This is a genomic window from Corynebacterium sp., from assembly GCF_030532325.1.
Lineage (GTDB): Bacteria > Actinomycetota > Actinomycetes > Mycobacteriales > Mycobacteriaceae > Corynebacterium.
The window spans coordinates 39,088-56,099 of the sequence record NZ_JAUNLS010000015.1; the positions used below are offsets into that span (position 1 = coordinate 39,088).

General features: G+C 65.3%; 16 protein-coding genes. 4 read left to right on the forward strand and 12 right to left on the reverse strand.

Annotated features, from left to right (window positions below; genetic code table 11):
• Positions 1 to 45 precede the first annotated feature (45 nt).
• The 5 genes from Q4E25_RS08725 to Q4E25_RS08745 all read right to left on the reverse strand — a co-directional run bounded on the left by Q4E25_RS08725 (position 46) and on the right by Q4E25_RS08745 (position 5,112).
• On the reverse strand, positions 46 to 1,701 hold the full coding sequence (locus Q4E25_RS08725) for a cation acetate symporter (RefSeq protein WP_303156395.1): 1,656 nt from the start codon (positions 1,699 to 1,701) through the stop codon (positions 46 to 48).
• A gap of 3 nt (positions 1,702 to 1,704) precedes the next feature.
• Positions 1,705 to 2,049: a DUF485 domain-containing protein gene (locus Q4E25_RS08730; RefSeq protein WP_303156396.1), complete on the reverse strand. Its 345-nt coding sequence runs from the start codon at positions 2,047 to 2,049 to the stop codon at positions 1,705 to 1,707.
• A 359-nt stretch (positions 2,050 to 2,408) separates the two neighbouring features.
• Complete coding sequence (locus Q4E25_RS08735) at positions 2,409 to 3,269, reverse strand: aldo/keto reductase (RefSeq protein WP_303156397.1); 861 nt, start codon at positions 3,267 to 3,269, stop codon at positions 2,409 to 2,411.
• A gap of 68 nt (positions 3,270 to 3,337) precedes the next feature.
• Complete coding sequence (locus Q4E25_RS08740) at positions 3,338 to 3,694, reverse strand: FKBP-type peptidyl-prolyl cis-trans isomerase (RefSeq protein WP_303156398.1); 357 nt, start codon at positions 3,692 to 3,694, stop codon at positions 3,338 to 3,340.
• Positions 3,695 to 3,819: 125 nt separating this feature from the next.
• Positions 3,820 to 5,112, reverse strand: coding sequence for a citrate synthase (locus tag Q4E25_RS08745; RefSeq protein ID WP_303156399.1), 1,293 nt, complete (start codon positions 5,110 to 5,112; stop codon positions 3,820 to 3,822).
• 150 nt (positions 5,113 to 5,262) lie between these two features.
• Here Q4E25_RS08745 and serC point away from each other — a divergent pair, with 150 nt between their 5' ends.
• On the forward strand, positions 5,263 to 6,393 hold the full coding sequence (gene serC / locus Q4E25_RS08750) for a phosphoserine transaminase (RefSeq protein ID WP_303156400.1): 1,131 nt from the start codon (positions 5,263 to 5,265) through the stop codon (positions 6,391 to 6,393).
• Positions 6,394 to 6,577: 184 nt separating this feature from the next.
• Here the strand turns inward: serC and Q4E25_RS08755 are convergent, their stop codons facing one another.
• The 6 genes from Q4E25_RS08755 to Q4E25_RS08780 form a co-directional block, all read right to left on the reverse strand.
• The gene (locus Q4E25_RS08755; RefSeq protein ID WP_368502621.1) at positions 6,578 to 7,480 is read right to left on the reverse strand and encodes an alcohol dehydrogenase catalytic domain-containing protein; all 903 of its coding nucleotides are present in this window, start codon (positions 7,478 to 7,480) and stop codon (positions 6,578 to 6,580) included.
• Between the two features lie 16 nt (positions 7,481 to 7,496).
• Entirely contained in the window at positions 7,497 to 8,183 is a 687-nt protein-coding gene (locus Q4E25_RS08760; protein WP_303156401.1) for an HAD-IA family hydrolase, read from the reverse strand.
• A 62-nt stretch (positions 8,184 to 8,245) separates the two neighbouring features.
• Positions 8,246 to 9,928 carry a phosphonate ABC transporter, permease protein PhnE gene (phnE, locus tag Q4E25_RS08765; protein ID WP_303156402.1) on the reverse strand — a complete coding sequence of 561 codons (1,683 nt, stop codon included), beginning with the start codon at positions 9,926 to 9,928 and terminating at the stop codon, positions 8,246 to 8,248.
• Entirely contained in the window at positions 9,929 to 10,783 is an 855-nt protein-coding gene (gene phnC / locus Q4E25_RS08770; RefSeq protein ID WP_303156403.1) for a phosphonate ABC transporter ATP-binding protein, read from the reverse strand.
• A gap of 56 nt (positions 10,784 to 10,839) precedes the next feature.
• On the reverse strand, positions 10,840 to 11,811 hold the full coding sequence (locus tag Q4E25_RS08775) for a phosphate/phosphite/phosphonate ABC transporter substrate-binding protein (RefSeq protein ID WP_303156404.1): 972 nt from the start codon (positions 11,809 to 11,811) through the stop codon (positions 10,840 to 10,842).
• 148 nt (positions 11,812 to 11,959) lie between these two features.
• A complete protein-coding gene (locus Q4E25_RS08780; protein WP_303156405.1) occupies positions 11,960 to 13,081 on the reverse strand; it encodes a TIGR03364 family FAD-dependent oxidoreductase in 1,122 nt (373 codons plus the stop codon).
• A 201-nt stretch (positions 13,082 to 13,282) separates the two neighbouring features.
• Between Q4E25_RS08780 and Q4E25_RS08785 the strand changes: the two genes are divergently transcribed.
• From Q4E25_RS08785 to Q4E25_RS08795, 3 genes are all read left to right on the forward strand, one after another.
• Positions 13,283 to 14,056: a GntR family transcriptional regulator gene (locus Q4E25_RS08785; RefSeq protein ID WP_303156406.1), complete on the forward strand. Its 774-nt coding sequence runs from the start codon at positions 13,283 to 13,285 to the stop codon at positions 14,054 to 14,056.
• Positions 14,057 to 14,157: 101 nt separating this feature from the next.
• A complete protein-coding gene (gene sepH, locus Q4E25_RS08790; protein ID WP_303156407.1) occupies positions 14,158 to 15,357 on the forward strand; it encodes a septation protein SepH in 1,200 nt (399 codons plus the stop codon).
• Between the two features lie 15 nt (positions 15,358 to 15,372).
• On the forward strand, positions 15,373 to 16,227 hold the full coding sequence (locus Q4E25_RS08795; protein ID WP_303156408.1) for a hypothetical protein: 855 nt from the start codon (positions 15,373 to 15,375) through the stop codon (positions 16,225 to 16,227).
• Here the strand turns inward: Q4E25_RS08795 and Q4E25_RS08800 are convergent.
• A complete protein-coding gene (locus tag Q4E25_RS08800) occupies positions 16,158 to 17,000 on the reverse strand; it encodes an RNA methyltransferase (protein ID WP_303156409.1) in 843 nt (280 codons plus the stop codon). The two genes, Q4E25_RS08795 and Q4E25_RS08800, sit on opposite strands and share 70 nt — an antisense overlap.
• Positions 17,001 to 17,012 lie beyond the last annotated feature (12 nt).

The window sequence follows — 17,012 nt, forward strand, 5'->3', positions numbered from 1 at the left end:
TATAACCCAAGTTCTAGCTCCGCTCCCCTGCCGGGAGGAAGCTTTTTAGTGAGCGACCGGAGCCTCCACGCCCACGCCAGTCAGGGAACGGACCTCCATCTCGGCGGCCAGCTCGTCGAGGTTATCCGGCGGAGTCATGATGGAGACCAGCCAGCCCACGAAGAAGGACAGCGGGATGGTGACCAGGCCCGGCGAGGACAGCGGGAAGATGGCCCAGTCTGCGTTGGGGAACATCGAGGTCTCGGTTCCGGAGACTGCCGGGGAGAGGAAAATCAGCACCAGGCAGGAGATGACACCGGTGTACATCGAGGCCACGGCACCAGCGGTGTTGAAACGGCGCCAGTACAGGGAGTACAGGATGGTCGGCAGGTTGGCGGAGGCCGCCACGGCGAAGGCCAGGGAGACCAGGAAGGCCACGTTCTGGGTCATCGCCAGGATGCCAAGGACGATGGCAACAATACCCAAGATGACCACGGTGATCTGGGAGACGCGCACCTGCTCGGCCTCGGTGGACTGACCTTTGCGGATGACGGAGTGGTAAATGTCGTGCGCGATGGAGGCAGAGGCGGTAATAGCCAGGCCGGCCACCACGGCCAGCACGGTAGCAAAGGCCACTGCGGAGATAACCGCCATGAAGATGGAGCCGCCCAGCTCGAGGGCGAGCAGCGGTGCCGCGGAGTTCGCGCCACCCGGAGCGGCAAGGATGCGGTCCGGGCCCACCAGTGCAGCAGCGCCATAGCCCAGGATAAGGGTCATGAGGTAGAAGGCACCGATGATGACGATGGCCCAGGTCACGGAGCGGCGGGCCTCGGTAGCGGTAGGCACGGTGTAGAAGCGCATGAGCACGTGCGGCAGGCCGCCCACGCCCAGCACCAGGGAAATGCCCAGGGAGATGAAGTCCAGCTTGGTGGTCAGATTCTTGCCGTATTTCAGGCCCGGCTCCATAATCTGGTTGGCCTCGTAGCCCTTCTCCGTGATGTAGGCAGAGTTGGCGTGCATGTCCACGGCGTTCTGGAACAGGGTGCTGAACCCGCCCTTGACCAGGACGAAGGTCAGAATGCACATGATGACCACGCCGGTGACCAGAAGGACAGCTTTGATCATCTGCACGTAGGTGGTGCCCTTCATGCCGCCGACTAGGACGTAGACGATCATGAGCACGCCGACGATGCCCACCACCACGGCCTGCCACTTGAAGTCGTGGATGTTGAGCAGCACGGCCACCAAGGAGCCGGCACCGGCCATCTGGGCGATGAGGTAGAACAGGGACACAAACAGCGTGGAGATCGCCGCAGCCACGCGCACCGGGCGCTGCTTGAGGCGGAAGGACAACACGTCCGCCATGGTGAAGCGGCCGACATTGCGCATCGGCTCCGCCACCAGCATGAGCGCTACCAGCCAGGCCACGAAGAAGCCCACGGAGTACAGGAAGCCGTCGTAGCCACTGAGCGCAACCGCGCCCACGATGCCCAGGAAAGAGGCAGCGGAGAGGTAGTCGCCGGAAATAGCCAGGCCGTTCTGGCGGCCGGAGAAGGAGCCACCGCCGGTGTAGAAGTCAGAGGCTTCCTTGGTGGACTTGCCGGCGCGCAGGACCACCCACATGGTGATGACCAGGAACGCGCCGAAGACGGCGATATTGAGGATGGGGTTGCCGGCGGAATCGTCGGCGGCGGCCGCAGCCGCGAGGGTGAGAGTCTGCATGTCTTAGCCTTCCAGTTCTTTGCGGATTGCAGCGGCCTGCGGCTCGATGTTCTTGTTGGCGTACTTCACGTACACCCAGGTGATGATGAAGGTGGTAAGGAACTGCGCCAGCCCAAAGACCAGCGCTACGTTCCAGCCGCCGCCCAGCTCAATACCCATGAAGCCGGGGGCGAAAACCGCCGCCACGACGTAGACCACGTACCAGACAAAGAAGGCCACGGTCATGGGGAATGTAAAGTTGCGATACGCGCCGCGTAGCTTGCGGAACTGCTCGCTATCGCGCATCTCGACAAACTCGCGTGCGGTGGGTTCGCGGCGAGTGCTTACCGAGGTCTCGGCGTGTGTCATGTCGCTCTCCTTGTGAACTCTTTTCAGATACGCACGCTGTCAAAACTCACAGAGTGTTCTGCATCATGTTGCGCCTTGGCAAGTAAGTTACACAACAAGCTGTGCAACGTTGTAAATGCTGCCAAGAAAATTCGGCCAAGTACTAGGGTTTCACCCCCTTTCCCCGCGGCACGCTGGGATGTTAAAGATTCGCACACTACCCCCACATAAGCTAAAACTGTGCAATGTGAATCTTGTGAAGTGGCCCAATAACAGGAATTAACACAAAATAACCCCGCTGCGGCGGCGAAACTACCCCAGGTGGGGGCGTCACCACGCTGCAGCGGGGCTCACTACGGCCTGTCAGCCAGGTGGGAGTTCTACTGCTCCCCTGGGAAATCGCGCGGATCGTTGAACATGCGGCCAAAGCCCTCCTGGCCCTCCAGGCCATCAATGGCGGCAATATCCTCCGGCGTCAGCTCCAGGGAAGCCGCGGCGAAGTTCTCCTCCAAGCGCTCGCGGTGGCTGGACTTGGGAATCACGGAGATGTTCTTGGACATCAGGTAGGCCAGAACCACCTGGCCCGGGGTGGCCTCGTGCCGCTGGGCGACGCCCATAATCACCGGATTATCCAGCACCACGCCGCGCGCCAGCGGGGACCAGGCCTCGGTGACGATTTCCTGGCTGGCGTGGAACTCGCGCAGTTCCGGCTGGGTAAAGCCGGGGTGCAGCTCGACCTGGTTGAGCACGGGGACGATACCCGTCTTGGCGATGAGCTCCTGCAGGGTCTCCTCGTAGAAGTTCGCCACGCCGATGGACGCGATCTGGCCCATACCCTGCATCCTGGCGATTTCCTCGAAGGTCTCCACGTAGAGCCCGCCCTGCGGCCACGGCCAGTGGATGAGGTAGAGATCGAGGTAGTCCAGCTGGAGCTTCTCCAGCGACTCGCGGAAGGCCGCGCCGACCTTGTCTGCGCCGTGGTGATCGTGCCAGACCTTGCTGGTCACGAAGAGCTCGTCACGGGAGACGTCACCAGCCTTCATGGCGTCATTGAGCGCCTGGCCCAATGCTTCCTCGTTGCCGTAGAGCGTTGCGGTGTCGAAGTGGCGGTAGCCAATCTCGATGGCCTCGCGCACCACGCGAATGCAGTCATCCCCCTTCAGCTTGTAGGTACCAAGCCCCAGCAGGGGCATGTCGCGGTCATCATTGAACGTGGTTTCTGGGACACTCATGCTCTCCATTGTGCCCTAGACTGCGCTTCCTGTGGGGAGAAAACTGCGGGAGAGGGGGTTACCCCCTCGGCGGCGCGTTACGCGCGCAGCAGATCGATAACGAAGGTCAGGGTGCGGCCTGCCAGCGGGTGCGCACCACCGGCCGGGCCGTAGGCCTTCTCCGGCGGGATGATGAGCTTGCGGCGGCCACCGACCTTCATGCCCGGGATGCCTTCCTGCCAGCCGGCGATGAGGCCGGTCAGCGGGAACTCGATGGACTGCCCGCGACCCCACGAAGAGTCAAACTCCTGGTTGGTCTCGTAGTCGACACCGACGTAGTGGACTTCCACGAAGCCGCCAGGCTGGGCCTCTGCGCCATCGCCCACCACAATGTCCTCGACGACGAGGTCAACGGGGGCCGGCTCAGTTGCGGGCTCGATAACGGGCTTATCCATCGGGATTATCCTCCTTGGGAAAGACTATTAGTGAATGGTTCACGCAAGAAAGGCCGAACCACATCGGCACCAGTATAAGGGGTGCCGTGGGGTTCGGCCCTATTTACGCTGTTCAAGCGGCGCCTTTAGCGCTCCTCACGCGGGGTGACCTTGCGCAGGGTCTCACCGGTGTAGATCTGACGCGGGCGGTTGATCTTGGTGTTGAACTCGAGCTGCTCGCGGTACTGAGCAATCCAGCCCGGCAGGCGGCCGATGGCGAAGAGGACGGTGAAGAAGTCCGTCGGGAAGCCCATGGCGCGGTAGATGAGGCCGGTGTAGAAGTCGACGTTCGGGTACAGCTTGCGGGAGACGAAGTACTCGTCCTCGAGGGCGATCTTCTCCAGATCCAGAGCCAGGTCCAGCATCGGGTCGCCACCGAGGTGGTCGATGATCTCGTAGGCGGTCTCCTTGACGATGGCCGCGCGTGGATCGTAGTTCTTGTACACGCGGTGGCCGAAGCCCATGAGGCGAACGCCCTTTTCCTTGTTCTTCACGCGGTTCATGAAGTCGGTGGCGTCACCGCCGTTGTTCTTCTGGATGTCATCGAGCATCTCCAGAACGGCCTGGTTAGCGCCGCCGTGCAGCGGGCCAGACAGGGCGTTGATGCCGCCGGCGATGGCGACGAACATGTTGGCCTGCGCGGAGCCGATCATGCGCACGGTAGAGGTGGAGCAGTTCTGCTCGTGGTCAGCGTGCAGGATGAGCAGCTTGTCCAGCGCCTTGGCCACGACCGGGTCGACCTCGTACTCCTCGGTCGGGTAACCGAACATCATGCGCAGGAAGTTCTCGCGCGCGTTGAGGCGGTTATCCGGGTACATGTAGGGCTTGCCCTGGGAGGCGCGGTAAGCGTAAGCGGCTAGCATCGGCACCTTGGCCAGCAGGCGGACGGTTGCCTTGTCCAGCTGCTCCTCATCGAGCGGGTTGAGCTGGTCCTGGTAGTAGGAGGAGAGAATGTTCACCGAGGAGGCCAGAACGGCCATCGGGTGAGCGTTACGCGGGAAGATGGAGAACTGCGCCTTGAAGTCCTCATCCAGCAGCGTGTGGTGACGGATCTGCATATTAAACTCATCGAGCTCTGCCTGGTTGGGCAGCTTGCCCTTGATGAGGAGATAGGACACCTCGTTGAAGGTTGCGTTCTCGGCGAGATCCGCGATGTCGTAGCCGCGGTGGCGCAGGATGCCCTCTTCACCGTTAATGAAGGTGATCTTGGACTCGGTGGAACCGGTGGCTGCGTAGCCCGGGTCGAAGGTCACAAGGCCAGTCTCATTGCGAAGCTTGCCAATGTCGAAACCGGAGTCGCCCTCCGTGGACTGCTTGATGTCCATCTCGTACTCCCCGCCGGGGTACTGGAGAACTACCTTGTTTTCTGGAGAAGCCACTGTTCGTCCTTTCTCAACGCATGGAGCCGGCACAAAGCCGGCACGATTAAACTAATCTCTTCACACTTTATCAAAACTTGTGATACTGCCAACATTGAGAATTTTTCCAAATATCTAACGGGCAACCGAATTTGGGCTACACTACCCCGCATGAGCAACTCGGAAATCGTCTTACCAGCAGAATTTCTCCCATCCGACGGCCGCTTCGGTTGCGGCCCCTCTAAGGTCCGCCCCGCCCAAATTGAGGCAATCTCCGCCGCCGCCACGAGCGTGATGGGCACCTCCCACCGCCAGCCCGCCGTCAAGAATGTGGTGGGGTCCATCCGCGAGGGGCTCAGCGAGTTCTTCTCCCTGCCGGAGGGCTACGAGATCGTTCTCTCCCTCGGCGGCGCCACCGCTTTTTGGGATTCTGCCACCTTCGGGCTCATCGAGCGCCAGTCCGCGCACCTGAGCTTCGGCGAGTTCTCTTCGAAGTTTGCCAAGGCAAGTTCTCAGGCCCCGTGGCTGGAGGCTCCCCTGGTGACCGAGGCCCCCGTGGGCACCTCCCCCAACCCGCTCGAGGCGGACTTCGGCTCCGCGGACGTCGTGGCCTGGGCCCACAACGAGACCTCCACCGGCGCCATGGTGCCGGTGGTACGCCCCAACCCGGACAACCGCGAGCAACTTGTCGTGGTGGACGCCACCTCCGGCGCCGGCGGCCTGCCGGTGGAGATGGCCAACGCGGACGTCTACTACTTCTCCCCGCAGAAATGCTTTGCTTCCGACGGCGGCCTGTGGCTGGCGGCCATGTCCCCGGCGGCCCTGGAGCGCATCGAGCGCATCAACGCCTCCGAGCGCTTCATCCCGGCCTTCCTCAACCTGCAGACCGCCGTGGATAACTCCCGCAAGAACCAGACCTACAACACCCCTGCGGTGGCCACACTGCTCATGCTGGATAACCAGGTGCAGTGGATGAATGCCAACGGCGGCCTCGATGGCATGGTGGAGCGCACCCGCGCCAACTCCGACGTCCTCTACTCCTGGGCCGAGTCCCGCCCGGAGGCCACCCCCTTCGTGGCCGATCCGGCCTCGCGTTCCCTCGTGGTGGGCACCATCGACTTCGACGAGTCTGTCGACGCCGCCGCGCTGGCCACGACCCTGCGCGCCAACGGCATTCTCGACGTCGAGCCCTACCGCAAGCTGGGCCGCAACCAGCTGCGCGTGGGCATGTTCCCGGCTATTGAGACTGGTGACGTCGACAAGCTCACCGGCGCCATCGACTACGTGCTAGATCAGCGCTAGCACTGCCTCGAAAGGCTCCAACGCTTGACAGCGCCTCCTAGAACTGGATCAGCGTGCGCAGCTCGCGCGGGCTCCTAGGCCCCGCCTGCGCAGCGCGGTAAAAGACCGCAGGTACCTCGGCCAAGGCGATGGGGCCTGCGGTTATCTGATCCCAGGGGATCCGCGAGCTGCCCAGGCTGCGCACCTAGCGCTCGAGGTGGCGCGGCTCGTAGTTGTGCACGCCGGTCACAGTGCGCCAGCCGCGCACGATCCACTCTGGGTCCAGGTCAACCGCGGGCGAGGTTGCCACCGAGCCCACCAGTACCGCGCGCGCACCGATATCCAGTCGCTGCATGCAGGTCCCCACCCCGGCCTGGGTGCCGGAGAGCTCCAGGCAGACGTCGAAGCTCTCCTGTTCCAGGGACTCCTCCCCCGGCACCGCCGTGGCGCCCAGTGCGGTGGCGAGCTCGCGGCGCTCGGCGTTGGGCTCCATGGCCACCACCTGCGCCCCGGCGCGAATGGCCTCGTCCACGGCCACCAGCCCCAGCATGCCCACGCCCACCACGAGCACGCGCGCGCCCTGCAGGTTCTCTATGCCACCGGCGGCTTCCGACGCCGCGGCGACGGTCGCGCCGGCACAGGAGGCGATGGACGCGGGGGCATCGCCAAGCTCATCAGGCACCGCAATCACCGGCTGGTTCTCCCGCAGCACCACGTGCGTGGCGTAGGTGCCGGAGAGCGGCCAGATGGAGTCGAAGGCCTCGTGGCCAGTCTTGAGCACGCTGAGGCACTTGGCCGTCATGCCCGTCCGGCAACGGCGGCACCGGCCACAGGGCGCGGTGACGGAGAAGGTCACCCGCTGGCCCACGCGCAGGGCGGGATTGCGGGTTTCCTCCACCATGCCTACGCCCTCATGGCCCAGGATGGAGGGGCAGGGCTGCTGGCGCCGGCCCAGGACGGTGTGGAAATCCGAGCCGCACATGGTGGCCGCCCGCAGACGGATGAGGCTCTCGCCGGAGGCGAGCTGCGGGGCGGCGATCTCGCGCTGCTCGAAGTTCAGGCCCCCGGTCCACACCTGGGCGCGGATCTGCGTTGCGTTTTGGCTCATGCTTCCCGCCCCAGCCCTAGTCCTGCAGGCACTCGGCCAGCTCGGGCAGCCCGGTGATCTCGGCGGCAGAATCCAGCACGTGATCGGCGCCCAGCTCGCCGAACTTCTCGCGGCTGAGGTGTCCGGTGAGCACGCCCACGCTCGTGACCTGCGCGCGCTGCGCGGAGACCACGTCGGCCTCGGTGTCACCGCAGCTGAGCACCTGGGCGGGGTCCGTCACCCCAGCCTGCTCCATGACGCGCTGGATGAGGAAGGGCTCGGGGCGTCCGGCCTCGACTTCGTCGCCGGCCGCGGAGAAGTCAATAACGGAGTCGTCCCATCCCATCGCCCCCAGAATGAGGTCCACGATCTCGCGGGAGAAGCCCGTGGTCAGCCCCACCTTGATGCCGGCGGCGCGCAGGGCGGCGAAGGCCTCCTCGACGCCGTCGATGGGCTGCGGCGGGTTCTGACGGTAGGTGGAGTCGAGCTCCTCGCGGAACCACTGCCAGGCCTTCTCGTGGATCTCCGGAGTGGGCTCGATGCCGCCCTCGCTGAGCAGCTTGCCGATGGCCCAGCGCTTCTCGGTGCCCATGTACTTCTGGAAGGTCTCGTCGCTGAACTGGGCGCCCTCGCGCTCCGCGGCCTCGCGCAGGACGCGGTAGACCTCGTCGCGCTCGTTGACGGTGGTTCCTGCCATGTCGAAGATGGCCAATGCAATAGACACGGGATGTGTCTCCTTTCTTGTTTCTTGTGTTTCTGTTTTCTTTCACTGTGTGTGAGCTCCTGCTAGCGCACGGCCTTGCGCAGCCACATGGACAGCGCCTCGAAGGCCAGCACCACCAGCACCATGAGGATGAGGATGTAGGTCACCACATCGAACTGGTTCACGCGCGAGGCGTTGAGCAGCTGGAAGCCGATGCCGCCTGCGCCCACCACGCCCAGCAGGGTGGCGGAGCGAATGTTGGTGTCGAGGAGGTAGAGCGTGTGCGCCACAAACGCCGGGGCCGCCTGGCGCACGGTGGCTGCGAAGAAGATCTGCGGCTCGGTGGCACCCGTGGTGCGCACTGCTTCTTGGATGTCCACGTTGGTCTCCTCCAGCGAGTCCGCCACCAGCTTGGAGAGCAGGCCCACCGCGCCGAGTGCCAGGGCCAGCGTGCCGGCCACCGCACCGAGGCCGGATATGATGACGAAGACGATGGCCAGGATGAGCTCCGGGATACCGCGGATGATGACGATGAGCACGCGGAAGGTGGTGTGCACCGCCTTGTTGGCCACCACGTTGCGGGCAGCGAGGATGCCAATCGGCAGCGCCAGGATGGCGCCCAGGAAGGTCGCGGCGAAGGCGATGCGCAGGGTGTCGAGCAGGAGGACGAGGATGTCGGCGCCGATGCCGCCGTCGGAAGGCGGCAGGAAGAGCGCGGCAGTCTCCGGGAGATCGCGCAGGCCCTCCACAAAGGCAGCCCAGGAGAGATCCACGCGGGCGAAGGCCGCCCAGGTCAGGATGATAAGTAGCGCAAGTGCGGCGAAGCGGCGCACGCGCTCCATGGTCCACGGCGGGTTGATGCCCACCTGCTGCTCGGTTTCCGTCTGGAAGAGCTTGTCCACCCAGATGGAGGTGCGCGCCTTTTGGCCGGACTTGCGCAGCAGCACGGCACGCAGCACGCCAGAGATGAGCTCGACCACGATGCACAACGCCAGCACCACGAAGGCCAGGGCCATGCCTTTCTGGTAGTTCATCACGCGCAGGCTGTCTGAGATGGCCATGCCGATGCCGCCCACGCCGACGTAGCCCAGCAGCACCGAGGTGCGCAGGTTGATGTCGAAGCGGTGCAGCGCGGTGGCGATGATTTGCGGCATGAGCGCTTGCGGCACGGCGGTGAGGATCTGTTGGCCACGCGTGGCGCCGGCGGACTCGATGGATTCGCGGGGGCGATCATCAAGCTCCTCGATGGCATCCGAGTAGAGCTTGGCCACCATGCCCACCGAGTGCAGGCCCATGGCCAGGATGCCGCCAATAGCGCCCAGGCCGAACATGCGCATGAAGATGATCGCCAGCACCAAGTCCGGTACCGCGCGGGCGAGGACGATGAGCGCGCGCGAGGTCATGTGGGCGCCCCGATTCGGGGAGGTGGGCTTGGCCGCCCACAGCGCCAGCGGCAGCGAGAGAATAACGGAAAGCAGCGTGGCGAGGAAGACGATGGCCAGGGTCTCGATGACCAGGCCGGCCAGCTCCGCGAAGGGCGGGAACTCCAGCGGAAACATGCGGGCGATGAAGGCTGCGGCGTTGTCCCCGGACTCCACCAGGGTCTCCACGCTGATGCCGATGGACTGCACGGACCAGGCTCCGCACACCGTCAGGGCGATGAGCACGAGTGCCGCCGCCGTGCCCTGGATGTTGCGCGGGCCCACCTGTGCGGTTCCCAGGGAGCCGGAGCCGCCCTGGGAGCGAGTACGGAAGGTGGTGGTCATTTAAGCCTCCGTCAATCCGGCCGCAACAGAGCGCGTGGCCTGGCCCCCAGTTGTGTCCCCGGTTTGCTCGGCGGAGGAAACCGACTGGTAGATCTGCGCCGCGGATTCCGCGGTGAGGTTTGCGGTGTCGCGATCGAAGCGCACCTTGCCCGCCTGCAGGCCCACGATGCGGTCCGCGAAGTCGATGGCCAGCTGCACCTGGTGCAGCGAGGAGATCACCGTGAGATTGTCCTCGCGGCAGATCTGCTGCAACAGCTCAATGACGGCGTGGGAGGAAACGGGGTCGAGGGCGGCGACGGGTTCGTCGGCGAGCAGAATCTTGGGGTGCTGCATGAGTGCGCGCGCGATGGCCACGCGCTGCTGCTGCCCGCCGGAGAGCGTATCCGCGCGCTGGTGGGCGCGCTCCGCCAGCCCGACGTGCTCGAGAACCTCCAGGGCCTCCATCTTCACTGACTTGGGGTACATCATCAGGGAGATGCGCGGGCCGCGCAGCGAGCCGAGCGCGCCGGTGCAGACGTTCTCCAGCACGGACATCGGCCCCACCAGGTTGAAGGATTGGAAGATGACTCCGATATCGCGGCGCAGGTGGCGCAGCTCCTTCTTGCTCAGCGCGGCGACATCCTCCCCCAGCACCCGGACGTTGCCCTGGGTGGGGGTGTGCAGGCCGTTGATGTGGCGGAGAAGGGTGGACTTGCCGGAGCCGGACAGGCCCAACAGGACCGTGATTTCGCCGGTGCGGAAGCCAAGCTTGACATTATCCAGGCCCAGCACGCCACCGCCGAAGTCCTTGGTGACGTCTTGGATTTGCACCGCGTACTGGGCGTCAATTTCTTTCTGCAGTTCCGGTGTGATCATGGTGTGTTTCTCTCTGTTCTCGAGTGTTCCTCGGGCGTAGGTGTGAGCGCTGGGGCCTAGGAAACAGCCTTGCAGGCCTCGGCGTTGGTGACCTTGCAGGTCTCGCGGATGGCGTCGAAGTCGGAGTCCTTGACCGGCAGGTAGCCCCACTCAATCTCCTCTGGCAGGGTGCACTCCTCCTCGGAGGTGCAGATTCCGGCCTCCACCAGGGCCGGCTTGTTGGCCTTCTCGCGGATGGCGGTGGAGATCTTCTCGGCGGTCTCCTCATCCACGGTGGAGGTGTTGATGGCGATGGGGTCCTCGGTGATGGGGTCGGACTCCCACACGGACTTCAGGGTGCCTGCCTCAATCTGGCCGGACTTCTCCAGGGTCTTGAGCATGGCGTCGTGGGCGAAGGCGATGTCACAGCCGCCGTCCTTGAGGGTGAGCAGGGAGGCATCGTGGCCGCCGGCCATGACCGGGGTAACGTCCTTTTCTGGATCCATGCCCTCGTCCATGAGGCCCTTGGTGGGGATGAGGTAGCCGGAGGTAGAGCCCGGGTCAACGAAGCAGACGTTCTTACCCTTGGCGTCAGCCAGCGAGGCAATGTCGGAGTCCTTGGTTACGTAGGCCAGGGAGGTGTAGGCCGGCGCCTTCTCCTTGTCGTTGGTCGGGGAAGCGATGGCCTCGATAGGCACGCCGGAATCCTTGGCAATGACATAGGAGAAGGGCCCGTAGGAGGCCACGTCGATCTTGCCGGCGCGCTGGCCCTCGATGACCGCGGCGTAGTCGGAGGCGTTCTGGAACTCGACCTTGACACCGGCCTCCTGCTCGATGAGCTTGGCAATGTTTTCGTAGTCAGACTGCAGGGACTGGGAGGACTCGGCCGGCACGGCGGCGAAGGTGAGGGTATCGCCCGCCTCCTCGTCGGAGCTGGAGCCACAGGCGCTAAGCAGCGGGACGGACACCAGGGCGGTGGCCAGGAGGGCGGAAGCCGTGAGGCGGGTACGGGAAGAGGTGCTAGAAGCGGTGCGGATGCGGGACAGCATGTGGGTTCTCCTGAGGTGTGAGAGGGCGTTGACGCCCGTGAGTCTGAATGACATAGTCAGCGGCACTGTCAGTGACACAGTTATTGTCCGGTGCGATTCCGGACTTGTCTATTCGAGTGGGAAGAATTAATGGACAAGTAACCTGGCGTTAACTGGACCAGCCCGCGGAGGTGCCCCCGTTGAGGATCAGATCGGCCACGCCGAAGGACATGGTCATGCCAATACCCGAGGTCACCACGGCAACCGTGGTGCGCTCGTCGGGGCGCTCGAGCACCAGATTGGTGGAGCGGGAGTCGGCATAGCGGCCCTGCCAGCGCTGCAGCACGCGGGGCTTCTCGATGCCAAAGTAGGCGCTACCGCGGGCGATGAGCAGCTCGGCGATGTCCTGATCCACGAAGGGCTCCGGGGAGTAGTCATAGGCGTGGCTATCCCCCAGGAAGAGTCCGCCCTCGATGCCGGTGGCCATGAGGTTGGCCACGCAGTCCACGAGCTGCGACTCGCGCTCCTGAAGCTCAGCGCGCAGGGAGTCCACGCCGGGCATGGCGGCGAAGCCGTCGTAGCGCGCCAGCGAGGTTCCGGTGAGCATGGCCACCTCGGCGGGCACGCGGCTCGGGCGCTCGATAAGCGCCATGGCCAGCGTGCACACGCGCACCCCGTGCTCGTCGGCCAGCTCCGGAAAGAGCTGAGTAAGCCAGTAGTTCGGGCACACCACGACATGCTCGGCCTGGAAGTCACCGCGGTTGGTCTCCACCACGCCATCGGCCACGGCCTTGACCTCGTGACCCCAATTGAAGGTCACACCCTGCTGCGCCAACCACGCGGCCAGCTGCGGGGCGGCCTCGCGCGGATTGACACGGGCATCGAGCGGCAGGTGCGCGCCACCCGCGCAGTCCAGATCCGGGTTGCCCAGCGCTTCTGCCGCCTCGGCAGGCTGCAGCAGGCGCACCTGATCTGTGCCGCGATGCTCAGCAAACTCGCGCAGTACCTGCATCTCGACCTCGCTCACGGCGGGAATGTAGGTGCCTACGGGGCGCACCCACAGGCCCGCTTTCTCGGCGGCGCGCAGCCAGCCCGCGCGGGAGGCCAGGACGGTATCCCAGATGGAATCGGCCTGCCCGGTAAAGCAGGCGTGGCCGAAGTTTTGGATGGATGAGCCAACCGGGCGCTGGGCGCGGTCAACCACTCGGACGCTGAGGCCTTTCTCGTGCGCTTCGAAGGCGGTGGCCAGGCCAAGGATGCCGCCGCCCACAACAAGCAAATCTGTTTTCACGCCCACTAGAGTCACACGTGTCCACCAACTTGTCCATGCCTGACTAGACAAGTCAGCCGATTGTTCATCTTCTTTTAAACAAAGTCACCCGCACTTGTGCATTACTATGCTTCTACAGAGAAGAAACGCAGAACACCCCCGCCCCGCGCTCGGCACCGCGCGCAGAGCACGCCCAGCACCCCAGCGGAAAGGTAGCACGCCGTGGCACGCAAGCAACAACACCAGGTCATCGCAGCGCAGCTGCGCCAGCAGATCCGCAACGGCACGTTGCCACCCGGCGCCGCCATCCCCTCCGAGGCCACGTTGTGCGAGGAATTCCACTGCGCCCGCGGTACCATCCGCCAGGCCATCGCCACCCTACGCAACGAGGGACTTGTCTCCTCCGGGCAAGGCCGGCGCACCAGAGTTCTAGACACCGTGCCCACCCAATCCTTCGACGGCGTCATCTCCTTTTCCCAGTGGTGCAAGAACTCCGGCATCGAGCCGGGCCAGCGCACCCAATGGGTCACCCGCTGCGCCGCCGGTGCCGAGCTGGCCGCCCACCTGGAGATTGACGAGGAGGATCACGTGGTCTCCGTCTACCGCCTGCGACTCATGGACGGCGAGCCGGCGATGGTCGAGCGCCTCAACTACCCGCTGAGCGTGGGCAAGCACATCCTGACCTTCGATACCGATTCCGGCTCCATCTACCAGGAGCTACTGCGCTGCGAGGTGGACATCGCCTACGCCACCCGCACCATCGACGCCATCCCCGCCAATAAGGAGGACGCCGCACTCCTCGGCGTGGCGGAGGGTACCCCGCTGCTGCGCGTGCGCCGCCGCGCCTTCAGCCTGGACGGCACCCCGGTGGAGGCCTCCGATGACCGCTACCTGCCGCGCATGGCCAACTTCACGCTCACCACCATCCGCGGCAACCCCTCCCCCATCTCCATGGTCTCCGCCGCAGAGTCCGCCACCCCACAGCCCGCGAGCTGATGCCCCAACATGCCCCGCTGCCTTGGCTGATAAGAACGCATTTCACGTTATAGTTGAATGAATCACAAATCCGTTCCCGTCGATAGGCAAAGGAGCGCCTAATGCGCGAGCTTTTCCTCGCAACAAGCGACTCAACCGATACTTCCCTCGTCCTCACCACCGAGGACGGGGAGGAATTCTTCCTTGCCGTGACCGAGGAGCTGCGCACCATCCTGCGCCCGGCCGAGGCCACCGAAACCACAGAGAGCACCTCCACATCCGGGACTGAGTCTGAGTCTGAGTCCTCCTCGTCCTTCTCCGCGCCGAGTGAGGGTCCGGGTTCCGCCGAGGCAGCCTCGAGAACCCTGTCGCACCCCATGGCGCGCCCTTCCCTGCACGGCAAGGCCCAGCAGGAGGAGCGCACCGCCATTCGCCTGCACCCCAGCGAGATCCAGAGCCGCATCCGCGCGGGCGCCACCGCCGCGGAGATCGCCGAGGAGCTCGAGGTTCCCGAGTCCCGCATCGAGCCCTTTGCCCACCCCGTGCTCCTAGAGCGCGCCAACGTGGCTGATATGGCCAAGCAGGCACACCCGGTGCGCGAAGACGGCCCCGCCAAGCTCACCCTGTGGGAGATCCTGGCCACCGCCTTTGCCGCACGCGGCCACTCGCTGTCGGAGTCCACGTGGGATGCCTACCGCCACCAAGGCGAGCCCTGGATTGTGCGCGTGACCTGGCGCGCGGGACTCTCGGAGAACGAGGCCGAGTGGACCTTCAAGCAGTCCATGTCCTCGCCCGCCACGGTGGAGGCCCGCAATTCCGTGGCCGCCGATCTCACCGACCCGGACTTTGTCCAGCCGGTGCGCTCCCTGACCTCCGTGGGACGCGGCGAGCGCTATGACAAGGCCATCGCCGGCGAGCACTCCAACCTTCCCACCGGCGTCACCGACATCACGGATTACACCGCTCCCACCGTCCTGCCCTCCCGCGCCGGTGCGGAGACCGCAGCGGAGTCTGGGGACGATGCGCAGCTTGGCGACGTTCCCTTGGACTCCCAGGGCTCCACTCAGCCCAGTGCCACCGCAGAGGAGGACGCGGGTGCCTCCGGTGACTCCGCGTCAGGTTCCGCCCGCGCCGAGGGCCGCGCCGAGGGCTCTGTCGGCTCGGAGCACAGCACGACGGGCACTGAGGCTCGCGAGGCGGGCGAGGACTTCCTGCAGAACCCCGAGCCCAAGCCCGCCAAGCGCCGCCGCCGCGCCGTCACCCCGCACTGGGAGGATGTGCTCCTGGGCGTGCGCGCCAACACCAAGCGCCCGCGCGACTAAGAGGGCGACGCCATCGTGGACACCAAGCGCTCTATCCTCACCCTCTGGTACGTCACCGCTGACGATCCCGCCGCCGTCCTGCGCGCCGAGCCGAAGGCGGACCGTGGCTTCGGGCGAAAGTTCCTCGCCCAGCTCAACCCCAGCCTGCCGGTGACGCTTATCGGCCAGTTCCCCCTCAACCGCTCCGCGCCCACCGGGGAAAGCGAGTACTACATCGGCGGCTACCCGGGAGTCACGGTGGTGCAGACCGTAGTGGATGACACCCAGCTGGTTCTCTCCCAGCTTTCACCCGCCCTGCTCAACGCCGTGCCCGCCACCGAGCTTTATGCCTTCAGCATCGACGAGGACTCCGGCTACGCCGGCTTCGCGCACTGGACCGAGGGCGCGCTGCGCCGCAGCCTGTGCGGCACCCGCTTCAACCTCCTCGAGGATCAGGGCCTGCCCGAGCCCTTCGAGGCCCCCTTCTGGGCAGGCGAGATGGACGAGCCCATCGGCGGGATCTCCCTGCCCTTCGAGCCACGCGGGATCACCGAGGCGGCCCAGGCCTACTGGCTGGGCGTCGACGTCAGCGCGGAGGGCCCGGACCTCGACGTCGTCGGCTACGCCACCGACGGGCGCCCCGAGCCCAAGGTGGATGCCTCCCCTGCCTCCACGCGCAGCATCTCGGAGCTGGCCGGGACCTCGGTGTCCAAGCTGGGGCTCAACGATTACGACGACTACGAAAACTACGATCAAGAGCCCGAGTCCACCGGGGAGGAGATCCTGCGCACCGCGCGCAGGCTCGGCGGGCTCATCGCCCACTACGTGGCGGAGACCTCGAAGTCGGTGGTGGAATCCACCAAGTCCCTGCGGGAGCGCTGGCGCTCGTAGAAGGCGATGGCCGCAGAAGTGGCCACGTTGAGCGAGTCGGTGCCCGGCGCCATGGGGATGCGCGCGCGGACGTCGGTGGCCTTCATGGCGTGCTCCGTGAGCCCCGGGCCCTCCGCGCCCACCAGCAGGGCTACCTTCTCGGCGCCGGCGAGGGCGTCGGCAATGTGCACGGCCTCCGGATTCGGGGTGAGCGAGACCAGGCGGAAGCCCTGCTCGCGCAGCGCCTCCAGACCGCGCTGCCAGGTGGTAAAGCCGCCCTCGAACCGCGCCCAGGGCAGCCTGAGCACGTGACCCATGGACACGCGCACCGAGCGCCGGTAGAGCGGATCCGCCGCCCCGGAGCCGAGCAGCACGCCGTCGACGTCCATGCCCGCGGCGTTGCGGAAGATGGACCCGATGTTCTCGTGATCCCCCACGCCCTCCATGACCACCAGGGTGCTTGCCCCCTCGAGGACCTCCTCGACCGTCCACGCCGCGGCGCGGTCGGCGGCGGCCACCAGCCCGCGGTGCATGTCGAAGCCGGTGACCTTGCCCAGGGTCTCGCGGGTGACCTCGTAGACGGGGATATCGCCCACCTCGTGCTCGGCCAGGAAGGAATTCAGCTTGCCGACAAAACCGACGATGCAGCGCACCGGGTAGCGGGAGGCCAACAGGCGCTCCACGCACAGGGGGCCTTCGGCAAAGACGAAACCCTCGCCCGATTTATCCGCGTGCTTGAGGTCGCGGATATCGTCGAGGCGAGGGTCGTCGGGAGAATCTAGGACGTAGCGCATGCTACACACTGT